Annotated in this window: 17 protein-coding genes; 7 read left to right on the forward strand and 10 right to left on the reverse strand. The window is 67.7% G+C overall.

Translation table 11 applies throughout. The features are described from left to right. Positions 1-91 precede the first annotated feature (91 nt). The 5 genes from IEX25_RS13580 to IEX25_RS13600 all read right to left on the reverse strand — a co-directional run bounded on the left by IEX25_RS13580 (position 92) and on the right by IEX25_RS13600 (position 8534). A complete protein-coding gene (locus IEX25_RS13580; RefSeq protein ID WP_188715599.1) occupies positions 92-1915 on the reverse strand; it encodes a response regulator in 1824 nt (607 codons plus the stop codon). Further along, complete coding sequence (locus IEX25_RS13585) at positions 1908-2768, reverse strand: CheR family methyltransferase (RefSeq protein ID WP_103173575.1); 861 nt, start codon at positions 2766-2768, stop codon at positions 1908-1910. Before IEX25_RS13585 ends, IEX25_RS13580 begins: the two co-directional genes overlap by 8 nt. Further along, positions 2765-5854, reverse strand: coding sequence for a hybrid sensor histidine kinase/response regulator (locus IEX25_RS13590; protein WP_229665210.1), 3090 nt, complete (start codon positions 5852-5854; stop codon positions 2765-2767). The genes IEX25_RS13585 and IEX25_RS13590 overlap by 4 nt, the downstream gene beginning before the upstream one ends. 180 nt (positions 5855-6034) lie before the next feature. Continuing rightward, positions 6035-7147, reverse strand: coding sequence for a ParB/RepB/Spo0J family partition protein (locus IEX25_RS13595; protein WP_188715600.1), 1113 nt, complete (start codon positions 7145-7147; stop codon positions 6035-6037). Further along, on the reverse strand, positions 7140-8534 hold the full coding sequence (locus IEX25_RS13600; protein ID WP_188715602.1) for an AAA family ATPase: 1395 nt from the start codon (positions 8532-8534) through the stop codon (positions 7140-7142). Before IEX25_RS13600 ends, IEX25_RS13595 begins: the two co-directional genes overlap by 8 nt. Positions 8535-9053: 519 nt before the next feature. Here IEX25_RS13600 and IEX25_RS13605 point away from each other — a divergent pair. The 3 genes from IEX25_RS13605 (at position 9054) to IEX25_RS13615 (ending at position 12018) form a co-directional block, all read left to right on the forward strand. Beyond that, complete coding sequence (locus IEX25_RS13605; protein WP_188715605.1) at positions 9054-10241, forward strand: replication initiation protein; 1188 nt, start codon at positions 9054-9056, stop codon at positions 10239-10241. Positions 10242-10306: 65 nt separating this feature from the next. Then, positions 10307-10741 (forward strand): DUF2231 domain-containing protein, encoded by a 435-nt coding sequence (locus IEX25_RS13610; RefSeq protein WP_188715606.1) that lies wholly within the window; start codon positions 10307-10309, stop codon positions 10739-10741. Next, positions 10741-12018, forward strand: coding sequence for a PQQ-dependent sugar dehydrogenase (locus IEX25_RS13615; protein ID WP_188715608.1), 1278 nt, complete (start codon positions 10741-10743; stop codon positions 12016-12018). Before IEX25_RS13610 ends, IEX25_RS13615 begins: the two co-directional genes overlap by 1 nt. 4 nt (positions 12019-12022) lie before the next feature. On the opposite strand, the gene IEX25_RS13620 is transcribed toward IEX25_RS13615, so the two are convergent. Then, positions 12023-12883 carry a hypothetical protein gene (locus IEX25_RS13620; RefSeq protein ID WP_188715610.1) on the reverse strand — a complete coding sequence of 287 codons (861 nt, stop codon included), beginning with the start codon at positions 12881-12883 and terminating at the stop codon, positions 12023-12025. A gap of 251 nt (positions 12884-13134) precedes the next feature. Between IEX25_RS13620 and malQ the strand changes: the two genes are divergently transcribed. After that, positions 13135-14934 (forward strand): 4-alpha-glucanotransferase, encoded by a 1800-nt coding sequence (gene malQ, locus IEX25_RS13625; protein ID WP_188715612.1) that lies wholly within the window; start codon positions 13135-13137, stop codon positions 14932-14934. A 2-nt stretch (positions 14935-14936) separates the two neighbouring features. Here malQ and IEX25_RS13630 read toward each other — a convergent pair whose 3' ends face one another. Beyond that, positions 14937-15557 carry a restriction endonuclease gene (locus IEX25_RS13630; protein WP_188715614.1) on the reverse strand — a complete coding sequence of 207 codons (621 nt, stop codon included), beginning with the start codon at positions 15555-15557 and terminating at the stop codon, positions 14937-14939. A 211-nt stretch (positions 15558-15768) separates the two neighbouring features. Here IEX25_RS13630 and IEX25_RS13635 point away from each other — a divergent pair, with 211 nt between their 5' ends. Next, positions 15769-15960, forward strand: coding sequence for a hypothetical protein (locus tag IEX25_RS13635; protein WP_146038656.1), 192 nt, complete (start codon positions 15769-15771; stop codon positions 15958-15960). An 89-nt stretch (positions 15961-16049) separates the two neighbouring features. After that, complete coding sequence (locus IEX25_RS13640) at positions 16050-17447, forward strand: M20/M25/M40 family metallo-hydrolase (RefSeq protein WP_188715616.1); 1398 nt, start codon at positions 16050-16052, stop codon at positions 17445-17447. On the opposite strand, the gene IEX25_RS13645 is transcribed toward IEX25_RS13640, so the two are convergent. From IEX25_RS13645 to IEX25_RS13655, 3 genes are all read right to left on the reverse strand, one after another. Continuing rightward, positions 17401-17775 (reverse strand): hypothetical protein, encoded by a 375-nt coding sequence (locus tag IEX25_RS13645; protein ID WP_188715617.1) that lies wholly within the window; start codon positions 17773-17775, stop codon positions 17401-17403. The genes IEX25_RS13640 and IEX25_RS13645 overlap by 47 nt on opposite strands. After that, positions 17772-18212 (reverse strand): DUF1810 domain-containing protein, encoded by a 441-nt coding sequence (locus IEX25_RS13650; protein ID WP_188715619.1) that lies wholly within the window; start codon positions 18210-18212, stop codon positions 17772-17774. Before IEX25_RS13650 ends, IEX25_RS13645 begins: the two co-directional genes overlap by 4 nt. 61 nt (positions 18213-18273) lie before the next feature. Further along, a complete protein-coding gene (locus IEX25_RS13655; RefSeq protein ID WP_229665212.1) occupies positions 18274-18846 on the reverse strand; it encodes a cupin domain-containing protein in 573 nt (190 codons plus the stop codon). Positions 18847-19004: 158 nt separating this feature from the next. Here IEX25_RS13655 and tpa point away from each other — a divergent pair, with 158 nt between their 5' ends. Beyond that, the gene (gene tpa / locus IEX25_RS13660; protein WP_188715621.1) at positions 19005-20384 is read left to right on the forward strand and encodes a hypotaurine--pyruvate aminotransferase Tpa; all 1380 of its coding nucleotides are present in this window, start codon (positions 19005-19007) and stop codon (positions 20382-20384) included. Positions 20385-20449: the final 65 nt, after the last annotated feature.

A 20449-nucleotide genomic window follows, 5' to 3' on the forward strand; every position in this document is an offset into this window, starting at 1 on the left:
CCGGCCCGACGGCATGGCGAAGATGCGCAGGTCAGATCGCGGAACGGCCCGCACCGTCCTGACCGGCGGGCCGGGCGCGCGCCATCGAAGATCACTCGGCGGCGCGGGCGGTGCGGGCGTAAAGAAGCTCGCTCAGGGTCTGGTGCAGCGATGCGGGGGGAAAGGGCTTCTGGATCAGCGGCGCCTCGTCAAAGCCGGGCGGCAGGTGTTCGCGGCCATAGCCCGACACGAAGCAGAACGGCACCGCCGCCCGGCGCAACCGTTCGGCCACCTGATCGACGGGCTGCCCCTTCAGGTTCCCGTCCAGCAGCGCCAGGTCGAACCGCCCCGCCGCCAGGGCCGACAGGGCCATTTCCACGGTGCGGGCGACATGGACCTGGCCCGCGCCGGCATGTTCCAGTTCGGCCTGGATGTCCATCGCCACCAGCGGCTCGTCCTCGACCACAAGGATGTTGCAGCCGCGCAGGATCGTCGCCGGTCCCGTCATCGCGCAGGCCTGCGCCTCGACGGGAACGGGTTCGCTTTCCAGCGGGCTGACGCCTTCGGACAGGCGGATGGTCCAGACGACGCCTTCGGGCCGCCAGTCGGCATGGACTGAATCGTCGTCGCCCCCGGCCACGGCGGCGATCAGGTCCGATCCGAACCCCGTGCGGTCAGGGGCGGTAACGGCAGGCCCGCCGGTTTCCCGCCAGGACAGCACAAGGCCGCCGTTCCGCATCGCCCAATCCAGATGCACCATCCCCTGCGACACCGACAGGGCACCATACTTGGCGGCGTTCGTGGCCAGTTCGTGCAGGGTCAGCGCCATGCGCAGCATGGTGTCGGGGGTCAACTCCACCGCAGGCCCGCTGCGGCGCAGCCGGTCGGCATCCAGCGTGCCCACCCGGATCAGGTCGTCGATCAACTGGTCCAGCGGCGCACTGGACCAGGTCGAATCCGACAGGATCGAATGGGCGCGCGACAAGGCCTGCAGGCGGCCGACGAAGCCCTGCTCGAACTCGGCCAGATCGCCCGACCGGCGCAGGCCCTGCCGCGCGATCGCCTGGACATTGGCCAGCGTGTTCTTGATCCGGTGGTTCAACTCGCCCACCAGCAGGGACCGCACCTCCTCGGCGCGCTTGCGTTCGGTGATGTCCAGGATCTGCAGCGACAGGGTGCGCCGGTTGCCCCCCGTCAGGATCGAGCCATAGATCTCGCAGGGGATCGGGCCGCGCTCGGCATGGCCCAGGGGAAGTTCCGCCGAATGGCGCGGTGCCAGGTCGCCGGGCGACAGCCAGCCCGCCAGCACCGCCGCGCCCGCCTCGTCCATCCAGCCGGTCTCGGTCGCGGGCTGGCCCAGCAGGTCGGCGGCCTCGCGGCTGAACATCCGTTCGGCGCCCTTGGACCAGGCGCGGATCACCAGATCCTGGTCCAGCGTGACGAAGGCCAGGGGCGAATTGTCGGTATGGGCGCGCAACAGGCTGGCCGCGCGGTCGCGGTCATGGGCGATGCGCTGCATCTCGTCGTGCTGGCGTTGCAGGTCACGGGCCTGGCGGCCGATGCGGAAGAACACCTCGGCCTTAGATTTCATCACCAGGGGGTCGATGGGCTTGAAGATGTAATCCACCGCCCCCGCCTCGTATCCGCGGAAACGGCGGGTCTCGTCGCGCTCGGCGGCGGTCACGAAGATGATCGGCACACTGCGCGTCCGTTCGGTGGACCGCATCAGTTCGGCCAGTTCATAACCGTCGGTCCCCGGCAGATGCACGTCCAGAAGCGCCAGGGCGTAATCGTGGACCAGCATCAGTTCCAAGGCCTCGGCGGCGGTCTGGGCGTGGTCGATCACCAGCCCGTCGCGGCGCAGCAGCGCATCAAGCGCCAGGATGTTCTCGGGGATGTCATCGACGATCAGGAACCGGATGGGTCTGTCAGGCATGGGCGTCTTCCGGGCTGGCGGTGCGCCGCCAGATGCGGCCGGGTTCGTCGAAGGCCGCGAAATGCCGCGCATGGGTCGAGAAGCGCAGCGTCTCGTGCGAGCCAAGGCCCAGGAAGCCGCCCCGCGCCAGACCCTCGGCGAACAGGCCCAGGGCGCGGTCCTGAAGCGAGGCGTCGAAATAGATCAGCACGTTGCGGCAGGACACCAGATGCACCTCGGAGAAGACCTGGTCGGCGGCCAGGTTGTGTTCGGTAAAGACCGTCCTTTCGCGCAGGCGACGGTCGAAGGCCACCCGACCATAAGCCGCCGTGTAATGGTCCGCCAGTGTCCCCGCCCCGCCTGCGCGCTGATAATTCTGCGAAAAAACCGGCAGCCGGTCAATCGGATAGACGCCCGCCTCGGCGCGGGCCAGGGCGCGGCGGTTCAGGTCGGTCGCATAGAACAGCGTGCGGTCCAGCAATCCCTCTTCTCGGAACAGGATGGCCAGGGAATACAGCTCCTCTCCGTCCGCGCAGCCCGCCACCCAGACCTTGAGCGACGGAAAGGTCCGCAGATGCGGGATCACCTCGCGGCGCAGCGCCAGGTAATAGGTGGGGTCGCGGAACAGTTCGCTGACCTGCACGGTCATCGCGTCGATCACGTCGGGCAGCACGGATTCGTCGCGCAGGATCCGGCCCTGCAGTTCCGACAGGCTGGCGCAGCCCAGCCGCTGGCGGGCCAGATCGGCCCGCCGGACCAGCGAGGCGCGGGAATAGGACCGGAAATCGTAATGCCACCGGCGGTGCAGCGCTTCCAGAAACAGGTCCAGTTCCACCACATCCGCAGGATCGGCGGCGACGGGGGCAAGCGTCATCGCGGCATCCAGACCCGGGTCAGCGACAACAGCTTGTCCACGTCCAGGGGCTTGGACAGGTAATCGTTCGCGCCCGCCTCGATGCAGCGGTTCTGGTCCTCGGCCATGGCCTTGGCGGTCAGCATGATGATGGGCAGCGTCTTCCAGCGGTCGATCTTGCGGATCTCTCGCGTGGCGGTCAGCCCGTCCATTTCCGGCATCATCACGTCCATCAGGACCAGATCGACCTTGGGCGCGGCCCCGTCGTTGATCCGACCCAGGGCCTCAAGCGCCTCGCGCCCGTTCCGCGCGATCTGGACGGTCGCGCCATGGGGCTCGAAGACGCCGGTCAGGGCATAGATGTTGCGGATGTCGTCTTCCACCACCAGGATGCGCCGCCCGTCAAGCTGCGCGTCGCGGTTCAGGGACGCCGCCAGCATCTTCCGCTGGCGTTCGGGCAGTTCCGACACCACCTGGTGCAGGAACAGCGTCACCTCGTTCACCAGCCGTTCGGGCGATTTCGCGCCCTTGATGATGATCGACTTGGAATAGCGCCGCAGCCGCTGTTCCTCGGCCTCGTCGAGCGCGCGGGCGGTATAGACGATCACCGGCGGGAAGGATGCGGTGCCGTCGCCGTCCAGCCGTTCCAGCAGATCGAAGCCCGACGCGTCGGGCAGCGTCATGTCCAGCACGATGCAATCGACGGTCTGGCTGCGGCAGATCTCGAAGGCTTGCGCCGCGGTGCCCGCGCCCACGGTCTCGACCTCGTCGCTGGCCAGAAGGGCGCGCAGCCCTTCCATCTGGGCGGGGTCGTCCTCGACGATCAGCACGCGGCGCAACCGGCCCTTCAGGCGCTGTTCCAGGTTGCGGATGGCGGTTTCCAGCTGTTCCCGCGCCACCGGCTTCAGCATATAGCTGATCGCCCCCTGGGCCATGGCCTCGCGGGTGTAATCCTCGGCCGAGATCACATGCACGGGGATATGGCGCGTCGCCGTGTCGCGCTTCAGCCGGTCAAGCGCCGACAGGCCGGAATGATCGGGCAGGCGGATGTCCAGCACGATCGCATGGGGCAGGAACCGCCTGGCCGCGCGCACCGCGTCGTCGGCCCGGTCCACGCAGACGCAGCGGAAGCCCAGTTCGCGCGCCAGGTCGCACAGCAATCCCGCGAAGGCCGCGTCGTCCTCGACCACCAGCATGACCCGGTCGCCCGGCTCGATCCGGTCGCGGTCGTCCGTCAGGCCCGGCAGGGCGGCCAGGGGGGTGTTGTCTTCCTCCCCCTCCCCTGCCCCGGCAACGTCCGGCGCGGGGCCGGATGCGGCGACGGGCGCGGGCGCCGGTGCGGCCTTGTCGGCCATGTCGGGCAGGACCAGGGTGAAGGTGCTGCCCTGCCCCTTCCGGCTTTCCAGGACGATCCGCCCGCCCAGCAGGTCGGCCAGTTCGCGCGAGATCGACAGCCCCAGGCCGGTGCCCCCGAAGCGGCGGGAAATCGTGCCGTCGGCCTGGCGGAAGGCCTCGAAGACCGCGTCCTGCTGGTCGGGGTCGATGCCGATGCCGGTATCGGCGACCGCAAAGGCGATGCCGTCGGGCGCGGGCGCGATGCGCAGCGTCACCCGGCCGCGTTCGGTGAATTTCAGCGCGTTCGACAGGAAGTTGCGCAGCACCTGTTCCAGCCGCGCGGGATCGGTCTGGATCGTGCGCAGCCCCGGCGCCAGTTCGAAGCCCAGTTCCAGCCCCTTGGTGCGGGCCTGTTCCTCGAAGGCGCGGACCAGCTTCCTGGCGACCTGCCCCGGATCGACGCTTTCGCGCGCGACCTCCATCTTGCCGGCCTCGATCTTGGACAGATCCAGGATGTCGTTGATCAGGACCAGAAGATCCTTGCCCGAGCTTTCGATGGTTTCGGCCCAGCGGACCTGTTCCTCGGTCAGGGTGCGCGACCGGTTCTCGGCCAGAAGCCGCGACATGATCAAAAGCGCGTTCAGCGGCGTGCGCAATTCGTGGGACATGTTCGCCACGAATTCCGACTTGTAGCGGCTTTCGCGCGCCAGTTCGATGGTCTTGGCTTCCAGGCTGCGGCGCGATCGGGCCAGGGCGTCGCGCTGATCCTCAAGCTCCTGGGTCTGGATTTCAAGCTGGCTGTTCTGCTGTTCCAGTTCGGCCTGCTGTTCCTCAAGCCGCCGTTGGCTGTCCTGCAGGGCGCGGCTCTGCTCCTCCAGTTCCTCGTTGGTGGCGGCCAGTTCCTCGGCATGGCTGCGCAGTTCCTCGGCCTGGTGGCGGGTTTCCTCCAGCAGATCCTGCAGCCGCTGCCGATAGGCCACCGACCGCAGCGCCAGGGCCACCCGTTCGCCGACCCGGTCCAGAAGATCCATCGCCCTGCCCGGCGGCGGCGCGTCGAAGCCGAATTCCAGGACGCCGTCGGTTTGCCGTCCTTCGCGGGTGGGCACGATCAGCGCATGGGCCGCCCGCCCCCGCGCCAGGCCCGACCCCCAGCCCAGGGCCTGATCGGGGTCCAGCGTCAGATGGACCGGCCGGCCTTCGGCGATCGCGCGGGCCAGATGGCCGGGCGTGCCCCGGACCTTTCCCGCCGGGTCGCCCTCATCCACGCCCCAGGCCGCCAGCCGTTCCACCCCCTGCCCGTCCACGGCATAGGCGACGGCGGCGCGGGCGCCCAGCCGGTCCGCCAGGACCCGCAGCACATCCTGGCCCAGTTGCCTGGCCGACGGATCGCCCTGCACGGCCTGCGAGACCTCGCCCTCGCCTTCGCGGATCCAGGCCTCGCGGTGCATGGCTTCGCGGCTTCCGATCAGCATCCGGCCCATGTTGCCCAGGATCAGATAGACGATCCCGGCCATGGTGCGGTTGACCGCGGCGATGCGCGGGTCGATCCCGGCCTGCCCGTCCAGGAAGAACCCCGCCGCCATCGCCACGCAGGACATGACCGCGACGGCAACCGGCGCCCAGGGCAAGGTGGTCGAGAAGCTGAGCGCCAGCGGGATGATATAGATCAGCCAGACCGCGGTCCCCAGGCGGACATAGAGATCAAAGATGAACACCGCACATATCAAAACGACGATCAGGGACAGGATCGCCAGGTCTCTCGTCTTCGCCACGTTCTCTCCCCGACCCGACTCGCCTGGTCCGAATGACCAGCCGGAACGCCAAACACGCCCCCGGGTTCCTGTTCCAGGACGGCCGGGCGGCTCCAGATTCTGTTCGGCAGGCAACATGGACACTGGCTGCCCGCCGGTAAAGATTGACCTTACGTCAACATGAGGGTTTCGCCGCGAAACCTATCGCTCGAGAAGGGCCCGGATCTCCAACATCAGGCTTTCCATCAGGTCGTTGTCGATCATGCTTCCTTCGATGCGCAGGACATGGGCCTTGCCGTCGCGGGCATGCCTGATGGTGACGCCGCTGCTGGTGCGGATGGTCTGGTCGTCGATCCAACCGTATTGCGCGGGCTGGCGCGCGCGCGGGCGTCCGCCCCGCGACGGGCTGCGCGGGGCCATTTCCGCCTGGACGATGACGGGTTCCAGCAACTGCCATTCTCCCTCGGCATCCTCGGCCGCGCCGGATGACAGGGCTTGGCGCAGCTTGCCTTCGGACCCGTTGCGCAGGGCCGCCGACAATCGCAAGCCGCGTTTTTCGGTCAGCGCTTCCGGGAAGCGCAGCATGTCGCCCAGTTCCTCGAAGATCAGCGCGAATGACCGGACCTTCGACCGCTTGGCCTTGGACCCGGTTGCGTAAAGACGGTTCACCGCGTCCTCGACATTGGCGAAGGCGCCCTGGTTGGCGGCGATCACGGCGATGCGGCCGCGTTCGAAATGGCTCAGCTCCTCGCGAACCTCGTTTTCCTCGACCATGGCGACGAAAGCGGCGTCGGCCTCGGCCCGGGGGCGGATCAGGGCGCGGATGCAGGCGTATTTCTCGGGGCCGGCAAGATCGCGCAGGGCGCGGAAGGCCTGCAGGCGGCGATAGCCCGAAAGAAGACCAAAGCGCGCGCCCTGCCCTTCCTGGTCGTCAAGGCGGAACACCTCGATCGGCAGCCGCAGCCCGTTGGCGGCGATGGACAGGCGCAATTCCGTCATCTCGTCCTCGCCCATGACCATGCGGTCGCGGATCATCGCGCCTTCGTCGATCTGGTCCAGCGGGATCTCGGTGATCAGCAGCCCCTGTCCTTCGGCTTGCCGCAGCCGTTGGGCATCGGCCTGGTCCCGCGCCCGCGCGGCCCGCGCATCGGCCCCTTCGGCAGGCGCCACGGCGGCGCTGTCGGCGGCCACCTGGGCGATCGGCGCAATGCCCGGCCCGATCGACGGGCGGCCATGGGTTTCGCGGCGAAACTCCTCTTCGATCCGGGTCAGATCGTCGCTGCTGGGGGTTTCCAGACGCCTGCGCTTAACCATCCGCCTTCTCCTGTTCGGCCTGTTCCATCTGAAGATCGCGCCACCAGGCCCCCAGGATCAGTTCCTTGACCTCGGCCCAGGTGCGGTCGAAGGTTTCCCGACCCCTGACGTAAGTGTCGCGGTTGAATTCGCGATAGTCGGCCTCGTAGATGCCGTTCACCTGCTCGCCCGCCTGGCCGATCATGGCGGTGACCTCCTGGCGGAAGGTGGTCATGAAATCGCCGAAATAGGCCTGGATCACATTCGCTAGGTCGGTCTGCTGCGCCGCGTCGAAGCGGGTGATGATGGCGCGGACGGCGTCCCATTCAAAGCGGATTTCCGGCAGGCCTTCGCGGCGGCGGGCGGCATTCTCTCCGTCCTCCACGCTGGCGAAGGTGGAATAGAGCATGTCGAAGAAGCGGCCGGTCGAGTCGAATTCCAGGAAGGACGCGCCCAGCGGCACCAGAAGGATATCGGCGGCGGCCAGGGCATTGATGGTCAGATAGCCCAGGGCAGGGGGCGTATCCAGGATGATGATGTCATAGTCATCGACAATCCGGTCCTTGGTCAGCGCATTGCCAAGCGCGTCCCACAAGGGCCAGCCGCGCAGGCCCATGCGCCAGACCGGCACCTGGAATTCCGCCCAATAGAGGTTCAACTGCGCCCCGACCAGGTCGATGTTGGGCCAATGGGTCGGCTGGATCAGGTCGCGCGCTGTGATCGTCAGCGCCTCGGTCAGGGTCTCGTCGAAGGGCAGGGGGGGCTGGCCTGCGGCCTCGCGGACGCGGTTCTCATCCTGCAGGGCGAGGGCATAGTCACGGGCAAGCAGCGGAAAAGCCGTGGACCATTCGTCGGCCACCTTGCCCCCCATGATCGAGGTCATGCTGCCCTGGCTGTCGAGGTCGATCACCAGCACCTTGTAGCCGTCGAGCGCCGCCGACATGGCCAGATGGGCGGCGGTTGAGGTCTTGCCGACCCCGCCCTTGAAATTGGCGACAGCGATCGTCTTTGCGGGCAGCCCTTCGGGGCGCCAGGGACGGTATTCGCGGCCCGCCGCGCCCTCGGCGGCGAAGTGATCGCGCAGGCGCAGCACATCCTCCAGGCTGAACCATTTCGAATTGCCTTCGCCGGTGCCCTGGGGCAGGTCGGGGAACTTGCGCAGCACGCGGCGGAAATGGGCCGGGGCCACCGGGATCAGGTAGCGGCAGACCTCCCATGTCGAAAAGCGGCGAAGGCGTTTTTGCCCATCCGGGGCATAGCCGCGTTCGGCCAGGTCCTGGCGGCCACGGGTCGCGAAGGCGGCGGCCTTGGCGAATCGGGCGGTGTCGATGGGATCGGACAGGCGCCGTGCCGCCTTGGCCGGGTCTATGTTGAAATAAGGGGGCAAGGGATCTTTGCCAGATGACATGTCACGTTTCCCACGATGTGCTGTAGTTGAAGGTATTCCTGGAAAGTTCGTGACATGGAAGGGGAAAAGTTCGTGCAGCGTCCCACGTTTCGCGGCGAAACCCCTCTTAATTCAAGAAAATCGTCCTGCGGTTTAGAGGAATATGAATCCTCTTTAAGATCTTTCGCGTCGTCTTTATTGATCGAATACAATGGCTTGACGGACATCAGGCACCCGTCTTCGGGATGAGAGGCACCCGATTCCGGGACGGAGGGTACCCGATTCCGGGATAAGGGGAACCGATTCGCAGGAACAAGGGATTTCCGCCAGCAAACCCCGCCAAACAGGCGTCCGACAGCGCAAGGCAGCGGCTATCTATCCTGTAAACGGGTTCCCTTCAGGCTGACCGGGTTGCAAAGGAACCCGTTTACAGGACGGCCCATAACGGCACCGAACGGCATCCAAGGTGCCCGTCACGGCATTGCAGGCGGGCACCCTTGCGGGCATAATGGCAAGGGAGACCCTCAACCGGACAGGCCCATGCAGGACATTCCCCGCGATCAGTTGACGGGCGCCTTGCGCCGGGGCGCGGTCAAGAAGCATGTGGCGGCGATCCATGTGTCGGGCAAGCTGACGCTGTTGCAGCGCAAGCTGTCCAATGTCCTGCTGCTCAATGCCTATGACACGCTGATCAGCAGCCCGCGCCACCAGATCGACGCACGCACCCTGTGCCTGATGATCGGCTACAATTCCAACGACCTCGACACGCTGAAGCAGTCGCTGCGGGGCCTGGCCGAGACGGTCGCGGAATGGGACATGCTGGACGAGAAGGGCCAGCAGGAATGGGGGGTCAGCAGCCTTTTGTCCTTCGCGCGGCTGAAGGGGGGCGTCTGCGAATACGCCTATTCCCCGGCATTGGCCGAGAAGCTGCACGATCCCAAGGTCTTCGCGCTGATCAACCTGAATATCCAGCGGCGCTTCACCAGCGGCCATGCGCTTGCGCTGTATGAAAACTGCTATCGCTTCGTCAGGACCGGATCGACCGGCTGGTGGCCGATCGAGCTGTTCCGCCGCCTGATGGGGGTGGACGGATCCGCCTATTACGAGACGTTCAAGCACCTGAACGCCAAGATCATCAAGCCCGCCGTGGCCGAGGTCAGCCGCACCAGCAACATCATCCTGACGCCCGAAACCAGGAAGACCGGGCGCGCGGTCACCGATATTCGTTTCCTGATCCGGGAAAACCCGCAGCTTGCGATCCTGGACATGGATGACGGGGAAGGGGCGCGGCACGGCCCGGTCTATGCCCGGCTGCGCGCCCTGGGCGTCAGCGACCGGCTGGCCCGCCAATGGCTGAGCCTGCATGGCGAGGCCCAGGTGATGGCGAAGCTTGCCTATGTCGAGGGCAAGGAGGGCGTGCGCAGCAAGATCGGCTATCTGACGGCGGCGCTTGACGGCAAGGCCGCGGGCGAAACTGACACGGGCGCGCCGCCCGCGCCCACCTCGCCCCGCGCGGAACGGCTGCGCCGGATCCTGGCGGCGGTGAAGGCGCGCACCCCCACGCAGCGCGACGCCGACAGGCGCCTGTTCATGAGCCAGCTTGCCGATGCCCGCCTGCGCGAGGATTTCGAGCGCCATGGCTGGATGTCGCCCCTGAACGCCGCGCGCATCGCGGGTTTCTGGCAGGACATGTCGCCCGAACTGATGGCCGAGACCGACGGGGAATAGGGCAGGGGGAAACCATCGTCGCCCGGGGGCGTTGAGTCCCTGACGCCGACAGGAAGGAAAACCCCGTGGCCAGTCTCTCATCCCCCCGATCAAGCCTTGCGCCGGCCCGGCCGCTGCATCCGCTTCATGCCATTCTTCTGGCCTTCCTGTTCCCGCTGTTCCTGGGCACGCTGGCCAGCGACCTGGCCTATGCCCGGACCTTCCAGATCCAGTGGGCGAATTTCGCGCAATGGCTGAATGCCGGCGGGCTGCTGCTGGGGGGCTTTGCGCTGTTGTGGTCGCTGGTGGGGCTGATCCGCCACCGGGGCGGCGACCGGCGGCGGCTGGTCCATGCCCTGCTTCTGCTGGCAGCTTGGGTGCTGGGGCTGGTCAATGCCTTGGTCCACGCCAAGGACGCCTGGGCCATGATGCCCGAAGGCTTGTGGCTGTCGGCGATCGCTGCGGTCCTGGCGCTGCTGGCGTCCTGGACCGGCTATCTTGGATTTCGGGAGTGGGCGTGATGCGCGGATTGCTGATGATGACGGCCCTTGCGGTCCTGCCGCTTGGCGTTGCCGCCCAGACCCCGGCGACCGGGGCCACCCCGGAACTGCCCGACCCGCAACGCGCGCTTCTGCCCCAGATGGTCATTCCCCGCCCGGCCGAATGGGGCGACGCCCTTCCGACGGTCCCAGAAGGCTTCACCGTCACCGCCATCGCGACCGGGCTGAAGATCCCGCGCCAGACGCTGGTGCTGCCCAATGGCGACATCCTGGTGGCCGAGGGTAAGGGGCAGGGCGCCCCGGCCCTGCGGCCCAAGGACGTGATCGCGGGCTTCATCAAGGCCCTGGGCAAAAGCCCCGAGCCCGGCGGCAACCGGCTGACCCTTCTGCGCGACGCCGATGGCGACGGCACCTATGAGATGCAGGGCGTCTTCGCCGAGGGACTGAATTCGCCCTATGGCCTGGCGCTGATCGACGGGGGGCTGTTCGTGGCCAACCAGGATGCCGTGGTCCGCTTCGATTACACCGACGGGCAGACCCAGGCCAGCGGCCCGCCCGTCACGCTGACCGACCTGCCCAAGGCCATCAACCACCACTGGACCAAGGCCATGACCGCAAGCGCGGACGGGCGGTTCCTGTATGTGGGGATCGGGTCGAACAGCAACATCACCGAACGCGGCATGGAGGCCGAGGAGGACCGCGCGATGGTCTGGCAGATCGACGCCCGGACCGGAATGCACCGCCCCTATGCCACAGGTCTGCGCAATCCGACCGCGCTGACCATCCAGCCCGACACCGGGCAACTCTGGGCCGTGGTCAACGAACGCGACGAGATCGGGCCGGATCTGGTGCCCGATTACCTGGCCGCCGTGCAGGAGGGGGGCTTTTACGGCTGGCCTTACAGCTATTGGGGGCAGACGGTCGATCCGCGCGCGCAGCCCCAGGACCCGGACAAGGTCGCGGCCGCCATCGTGCCGGACTATGCCCTGGGGGCGCATGTGGCGGCGCTTGGGGTGGCGTTCTCGGACCCGGTGATGGGCGAGGATTTCGCGGAAGGGGTCTTCGTGGGGATGCACGGAAGCTGGAACCGCAATCCGCCGGTCGGCTACAAGGTGGTGTTCGTGCCGTTCCGCGACGGCCGCCCGGCGGGCGAGGCGGTGGATTTCATGACCGGCTTCCTGGTGGACGAGGACAACACCCGCGGCCGTCCGGTGGGCGTCACGCTGGATCCACGCGGGGCGCTGATCGTGGCGGACGACCTGTCGAACACCATCTGGCGGGTCGCGCCCGCCCGTTGACGCGTCAGGCCTGGCGCCCCGGCCAGCCGCAGGGCCAGCGGCCATGGGCGGGGTCGTCCCAGGCGGGCATGTCCAGCCAGGGATACCAGCACAGCCCCGCGACGGGCACGCCCGACAGCGCGATCTCCGCCCGGACATGGGCCAGCCAGTCCCAGCGGTCGCGGACATGGGGAAAGCGGCGGTGCGCCGCGCGCAGCCCCTGGTGCCAGCCGGTCTCGGTGATCATCACCGGCAGGCGGTATCGGTCCGCGACCGCGCGCAGCACCCGGTGCAGCGGCTCGACCGCGTGGTGGGGGTAATAGTTCACGCCGACCATCCGCACATGGCCGCTGGCGACCAGCCGGTCGGTGGCCCGGAAGACCTTCGGATGCAGGTGATGGAAGGGATCGCAGGTCGCGAAGCACGGCGGGTCGGGAAGGCAGGCCGCCGCCGCCATGATCCGCAGCGCCATGTCGGTGGCCCGGCCGGGCGTCATGCCCGACACCCGCCGCCCGACCGAGGGTTCGTTGACCGCGATCGCCCAGGATCCGGGCGGCAGCGCATCGCAGCAGGCCACGGCGTGCTGCACGGGCCGGGGCGGGGCGTCGAAATGGACGAAATCCCAGATCACCGGAAAGCCGGGCGGCGCGGCACCCACCCGCGCCGCGATGTCGTGGCGCCAGGACAACCCGTCCCGCGCCCCCGCCACCCCCTGCTCGCGGGCCACCGCATAGTGATGGGCCATGGCCGCGTCGGGCAGGTGGCCTGTCGAATGCAGCAGGTCGTGCCCGTTCCAGTGCAGCCTGCCGCATTCGAAGCCCGCAAGGATCGGCGTGGTCTCGGCCGCCCAGGGCAGGGCCGGGGCATGGATCAGGGGGATGTTCATGGCGGGGTCCGAACGGCACCGGCCCCAGGCGAAGGCCCGGCCGGCAGGATGGAATGGGGGAAATGTCAGCCAGGCGGCGATACCGGAAAAACGGGAACGGAACAACAGGCGCCGCCAGGCTGATAAGGCGTATATGTCTGGTTCTTTCGTCGTAGGGAAGCTGTCCTTTCGGTCAAGGGGGTTGCGTTTCCTGCGGAACAATCACCCCCTCGGCCCCGTTTTTCCGCAATGACGGGGCAGGGGAAAACGGCATGGCTGATATCGCGGCGCGCGCGCGCGAACTGGGCATCCAGCCCGAATATGACGGGATGGACGGCACCCGCCACCAGGTTCCCGACAGCACCCTGGAAAGCCTGGTCGAGGCCTTCGGGCGGGATGCGGCGGCGATGCGCCCCCAGGCGCTGCAGGCCCCGGCGGGCCTGCGCTGTTATCTGCCCGACGGCGGACGATTCTGGGGCGTGGCCGTGCAGCTTTACCAACTGCGATCCGCGCGCAACTGGGGCATCGGCGATTTCGCCGATCTTCAGGACCTGATCCCCGTTCTGGCGGAACGGGGCGCGGATTTCATCGGCCTCAACCCCTTGCACGCGCTGTTTCTGGCCGATCCCGAACGATGCAGCCCGTTTTCGCCGTCGAACCGGCGGTTTCTCAATCCGCTTTACCTGGCCGTGGACCGGATCCCCGGCTTTGATCCCGGCATGGTCGAGGCCCCGGACCTCGACCGGCTGCGGGCGACCGAACTGGTCGATTATCCCGGCGTCGCCCGCGCCAAGATGGCGGCGTTGCGGGCGGTCTGGCGGGCCCTGGACATGCCGGACGCGACCGATGAATTCCGCCGCAAGGGCGGGGCCGACCTGGACCGGCACGCGCTGTTCGACGCGATCTCGGCCGATATGGCCGCGAAGGGGCAGGGCGCGGGATGGAGGGCCTGGCCCGACGACTGGCACGATCCCGAGGGGCGGGCGGTCGCGGATTTCGCGGCGGCCCATGCGGGCGACATCGCCTTCTATCGCTGGCTTCAGGAACAGGCCGACGGCCAGCTTGCCCGCGCCCAGGAGGCCTGCAAGACGGCGGGCATGGCGATCGGGCTTTACCTCGACGTCGCCGTGGGCGAGGCCGGGGACGGGTCGGGAAGCTGGGGCCATCCCGACGTGCTGTCCAGCGTGCGCATCGGCGCGCCGCCCGATTACTTCAACGAACAGGGCCAGGACTGGGGCCTGGCGCCCTTGTCGCCCGCCGCCATGGCCGCCAGCCGCGCCGCGCCCCTGGGCACGCTGATGGGCCGCGTGATGCGCCGGGCGGGGGCGGTCAGGATCGACCACGCCCTGGGACTGTGGCAGCTTTTCCTGATCCCCGAGGGCGCGGGGGCGGATGCGGGCGCCTATGCCCGCTATCCGCTGGACGACATGCTGCGGGCGCTTGCGAAGGCCTCGAACGACAGCGGGACCATCGTCATCGGCGAGGATCTGGGCAACGTCCCACCCGGTTTTCGCGAGATGATGGAGCAGGCGGGCATCCTGTCATACCGCATCCTGTTCTTCGAACGGGAGGGCACGGCCTTTGTCGCGCCCGAGGATTATCCCGAAGGCGCCCTGGCCTGCCTGTCCACCCATGACCTGCCCACCTTCAAGGGATGGTGGACCGGGAAGGACATCGCCCTGCGCGTGGAATTCGACCTGATCGGCGCCGAAACCGGCCGCGAACAGGCGGACGCCCGCCCGGCCGAACGGCGGGATCTGGTCCGCGCGCTGTGCGATGCGGGGCTGCTTGACCAAACCGGGGACATGGCGGAGAACGACGCCGTGCCGCTGGATCTGATGGTGGCGGTCCACCGCTATGTCGCGCGCACGCCTTCGCGCCTGATGGCCGCCCGGCTGGAGGATCTGGCCCAGGACATCCGGCCCGTGAACCTGCCCAGCACCGCCGGGGAATATCCCAACTGGCGGCCCCGGCTGGCGGCCACCATCGACGAGATCGCGGCCAGTCGCGCCTTCGACGCGATCGTGTCGGGGATCGCGGCCGAACGGCCCCGGTCCGGCAGCGCGCGGTAAGGTCAGACCAGCCTGCGCATCCGGGGGATGTCCTTGACATGCAGCAGATGCACCCCGGTCTTGCGCGACAGGGCCTTGGCGCTTGGCGTGTAATGGCCGGTGGTGATCACCACGGCCGCATCCACACGGTGAAAGGCGCGGCCCGAAAAGGCTTCCTGCACCGCCTTGTTGCCGACCGCGCCGTCGTAGCGCTTGCACTGGACGCCGATCTTGCGGCCGTCGCGCCGGGCGATGATGTCCAGCCCCTGGTCGCCCGATCCGGCGGTCACATCGACCCGCCAGCCATGCGTTTCCATCTTGTCGGCGACCCATTGTTCAAAGGCATGGCCGTCGCGGGGACACGAGACGGGGCTTGGCTTGGACCGCGGGCGGGGCCGGGGTGCGGGCTTCTTGCGCTTGCGGCTGGCGGTCCGCCGCCGGGCCTTGGCCGTCCGGGGCATCAGCAGCGCCGGCAGCAGCAGCGCCGCCAGAACCACCCCCGCCGCCATCGGTTGCCGGATCGGTTCTCCAGCCCCTCCACCCGCCGCGAAGGTCGCCATCAGGAAGCCGCCGATCACGATCAGCGTGGCCGACAGGATGCCGTAGCGGAACAGATAGAAGGCGGTCGAGATCAGCCGGCGCATGGTCGTTCGGGGAAAGGGACGGGACGGGCCTGCATGCCGCCCGGACCACGCAGCCTAGAACAAAAGCAGGACATGGGCAATCACGGGTTGCGGTATGAATGTGAACAACCGCAACTTCTTGTGGCAAGCCACAGTGCTGGGGCAGAGTGAAGGGAACCATCGGCGGGTCAGGCGGGTAGGGTGGCTGAAGAAGCCGCCAGAAAGCCTTGCCATGGACGAATACTGGATCTGCCGCCGCGACAATCCGCATTTCCGCCTGACCGAAGACGGTCGCGATTTTTCCACCAGCGTCGCGCCGATGGTCTTTGCCAGCCATGACGAGGCCTTCGACTACATGACGCGGGAAAACACCAATCCGCCGCTGGAAGGGCTGTCGCTGGAAATCGTCAAGGCCGAGGCCTGATCCGCAGCGCCGCCCCTTTCCGCCCTGCCGCCGGGGTGGCTATGATCGGGCGCTGCCGCCATTCGTCCAGAACCGTCTGAAGGTGCCGCATGAGCCTTGATCCCGCCCCGACCCGAGAGGGCGCCATCGCCGCCGCGCTTGAGGTTCTGGATTCGGGCCGCTTCAAGGCCGATCTGGCGCGCCGCGTGGCAATGCCCACCGTCTCGCGCGAGGGGGCGCATGGGGCCGACCTGCAAGCCTATCTTGACCGGGAACTGGTTCCGGTCTTCGACCGCCTGGGCTTCGCGGTCCGGGTGTTTCGCCATGACGATGCCGCCGGCGCCTTCCTGCTGGCCAGCCGGATCGAGGATCCGGCCCTGTCCACCGTCCTGATGTACGGCCATGGCGACGTGGTGACGGGCCTGGCCGAGGCGTGGTCGCCCGGCCTGTCCCCCTTCGAGATGACGGAACGCGACGGCTGCTGGTATGGCCGTGGCACAGCCGACAACAAGGGCCAGCATTCGGTGAACCTGGCCGCGATCGAGGCGGTCCTGGCCGTCAGCGGCGCGCTTGGCTTCAACCTGAAGGTGCTGATCGAGATGGGCGAGGAATGCGGATCGCCCGGCCTTGCCGCCCTGGTCGCCGGTGACGCCGAAGCCTTCGCGGCCGACATGCTGATCGCGTCCGACGGCCCGCGCATCGGGCTGGACCGGCCGACGATCTTCCTGGGCGCGCGCGGCTGCATGGACATCCACCTGGAGGTGGCGGCCCGCGAGGGCTTTCACCATTCGGGGAACTGGGGCGGCTTGCTGGCCAATCCGGCCGTGGAACTGGCCCATGCCGTCGCCGCTTTGATCGGCCCCACCGGCGAATGCCTGGTCCCGGAACTGACCCCCGGCACCATCCCCGACGACGTGCGCCAGGCGCTGTCACGCTGCACCATCCAGACCGCGCCGGGCGACCCCGACCTTGACCCCTGGTGGGGCGCCCCCGGCCTGAGCCAGGCCGAGCGCGTCTATGGCTGGTCCACGCTGGAGGTGCTGGAGATCGAGGGGGGCAGCATCGCCGAGCCCCTGAATGCCATTCCGCCCCGGGCGCGGGCGCGGCTGCAACTGCGCCATCCGGTCGGGGTCGATACCGATGCGGTGCTGCCCGCCATCCGGCGCAGGCTGGACGATGCGGGCCTGCATCGGGTCGGGATCCTGCCCGATGGTGCCGCCTTTCCCGCCAGCCGGTCGGATCTGGACAACGAATGGGTCCGCTTCGTGGCGGCGTCGATGCAGCGCACGCTGGGCAAGGCTCCGGTGATCCTGCCGAACCTGGGCGGATCGCTGCCCAACGCGATCTTCGCCGACACGCTGGGCCTGCCGACGATCTGGGTGCCCCATTCCTATCCCGGTTGCGGCCAGCATGGCGCCGACGAGCACCTGCCCATCGGCATCGCGCGCGAGGGACTGGCGATCATGGCGGGCATCTTCTGGGATCTGGGGCATCGGCCGCCCGCCTGACGGAATCGGGGTCCGGCTGTGTCAGCCCCTCGAACCATTCCGCATAAACGGTGTTCTTCGCCATCCTGCGGTTCAGATCCGGCGCGCCATCGTCCCACCAGACCAGACCGCGTTCGCCCAAGCCGATCTTGGCCTGGTTGACCTGATCGCGGGCCCCCCTTTCGGCCCCGGCATCGCCTGACGCCAGGGCGGCCCCGACCGCGCGGCGGGCCGCCATCAACTGCCGGACCAGCCGCGCGCGGTCTGCATCGTCCAGATGGGGATTGGCCGCGCGCCACAGCCTGCCCCGCACGACGATATAGCGGCCGTCAGGGGTGCGAAGGGTCATCCGATGCGGTCCAGGGTCCGGCGGCAGGGCTGCCCGTCGAAGAAGGTCCGCAGGATCCGGTCGAAGACATCGGGCGCATCCGGCACCGCCGCGAACAGCGTGGCCGAGGACCGCAGCTTGGTGGCATCGACCGACCCGAAGATCGCCTCGGCCGAAAGGGCGTCATGCGCAAGGACCGCCCTGGCCGATTCCATCAGCCTTGGGCCAAGCACGGGATGGGCCAGGTATCGGCGCGCCTCGTCCAGGTCGGCGATGCCGTAATGGTGCGACATGGGCGAATGTCCAAGCCCGCGCAACTGGGGAAAGATGAACCACATCCAGTGGCTTTCCTTGCGCCCGCGTTTCAGTTCGGACAGCGCGACATCGTGGACGCCGTGCTGCGCATCGACAAAGCGTTCCAGCGTATCGGCGTCGTCTTGCGGCGTGGGGCGGGGCATGGCGGTCTCCGGTGTTGTCGGGAACAACGCCCTCGGCGGAATCGGGTTCGGGAAGCCCGCGCTAGAAGCTGGGGGGCGTGCAGGCGCTGACGACCTCGCAGACGGATGTTCCGATGTTGCGGAACCGGTGGGGCAGGGCGCTGCTGAAGTAATAGCCGTCCCCGGCATTCAGGACATGCACCTCGTCGCCGATGGTCACCTCCAGGGTGCCGCTGATGACCAGGCCGCATTCCTCGCCGGCATGGGACAGGGCGTGGCGCCCGGAACTGGCGCCGGGTTCGTAATATTCGTGCAGCATCTGGATGTTGCGCCCCGACCGCTGCGCCCCCAGCAGCAGGTACTTGATGCCGGGCGCGCCGATGTCCACATGCTCGCCCCGCCGGAACACGCGGGCCTGGTCCTGCGACAGCTCGAAGCTGAAGAAGGTCGCCAGATCCATGGGCACGCCGTCCAGGATCCGCTTGAGGACCGAGACCGAGGGTTTCAGCGCCATGGATTCGATCTGCGATATGGTGCCGCTGCCCACGCCCGCGCGCCGCGCCAGTTCGCGTTGGGAAAGCCCCTTGGACCGCCGCACGATGCGCAGCCGCATCGCGACCAGCCGGTCTTCCTTGTCGTCGCAGCTTCTGGCCATTGCTTTCGTGCTTCGGATTCGAAGCGGATCGTGACAGAGCTTCGCAAAATCAACAAGCTGGCCTGTTCCGAAAAATCGCCGTTGCCCAAATGCCGTTATCCCGCGACAGTCGGATGATCCACAGTCGCCGCGCGCGACCCTTTAGACCGGAGTCTGCCATGTCCCTCGATCATCCCGTCAACGACCTGTCCCATGTCGTCGCCGCTGACAAGGCGCATGTCTGGCACCACCTGTCGCAGCACAAGCAATATGAAACCGCCGACCCCCGCGTCTTCGTCGAGGGCAAGGGGATGCGCCTGTGGGACACCAACGGGCGCGAATACCTGGACGGGCTTTCGGGCGGGGTCTGGACGGTCAACGTGGGTTACGGCCGGGAAAGCATCGCCAATGCCGTGCGCGACCAGTTGATCAAGCTGAACTATTATGCGGGGGCGGCGGGGACCGTGCCGGCGGCGCTGTTCGCCGAACGCCTGATCGCCAAGATGCCGGGCATGAGCCGGGTCTATTATTCGAATTCGGGATCCGAGGCCAACGAGAAGGCCTACAAGATGGTCCGCCAGATCGCCGCACGCCAGCTTGGCGGCAAGAAGTGGAAGATCCTGTATCGCGACCGCGATTATCACGGCACCACCATCGGCACGCTGGCGACCTCGGGCCAGGACCAGCGGGCGGCGCAATACGGACCCTATCCCGACGGCTTCGTCCGCGTGCCCCATTGCCTGGAATACCGGGCCCAGTGGGACGTGGAAAACTATGGCGAACGCGCGGCTGATGCCATCGAGGAGGTGATCCTGCGCGAAGGTCCCGACACGGTGGGCGCGATCGTTCTGGAACCGATCACGGCGGGCGGCGGTGTCATCACGCCCCCCGAGGGATACTGGCCTCGCGTCCAGGAGATCTGCCGCAAGTACGGTGTGTTGCTGCATATCGACGAGGTGGTCTGCGGGCTTGGTCGCACCGGCACCTGGTTCGGATACCAGCATTACGGCATCCAGCCCGACATCGTGACCATGGCGAAGGGCGTGGCCTCGGGCTATGCGGCGATTTCCTGCACCGTGACGACCGAGGCCGTCTTCGAGATGTTCAAGGACGACGCCAGCGACCCGATGGGCTATTTCCGCGACATCTCGACCTTCGGCGGCTGCACGGCGGGGCCGGTGGCGGCGCTGGAGAACATGCGCATCATCGAGGACGAGGGCCTGCTGGACAACACCGTCGCCATGGGCCAGCGGGTGATGGCGAACCTTCATGCCTTGCAGGACAGGCATCCGGTGATCGGCCAGGTGCGCGGCAAGGGGCTGTTCTGCGGGGCGGAACTGGTGGCCGACCGCAACAGCCGCGAGCCGCTGGACGAAAAGCGCGTGCAGGCCGTGGTGGCCGAATGCCTGGCCCAGGGCGTGATCATCGGCGCCACCAACCGCAGCCTTCCGGGGCTGAACAACACCCTGTGCCTGTCGCCCGCGCTGATCGCCACGCCCGACGACATCGACCGCATCACGGACGCCATCGACGCCGCGCTGACACGGGTGATGGCCTGACCGGACGGTCTGCCGCGCGGCAGGCCGAAGAAAATGATTGACGTCTTTCATTTGCCGTCCGATGC

Source organism: Paracoccus acridae (genome assembly GCF_014642735.1).
Taxonomy (GTDB): Bacteria; Pseudomonadota; Alphaproteobacteria; order Rhodobacterales; family Rhodobacteraceae; genus Paracoccus; species Paracoccus acridae.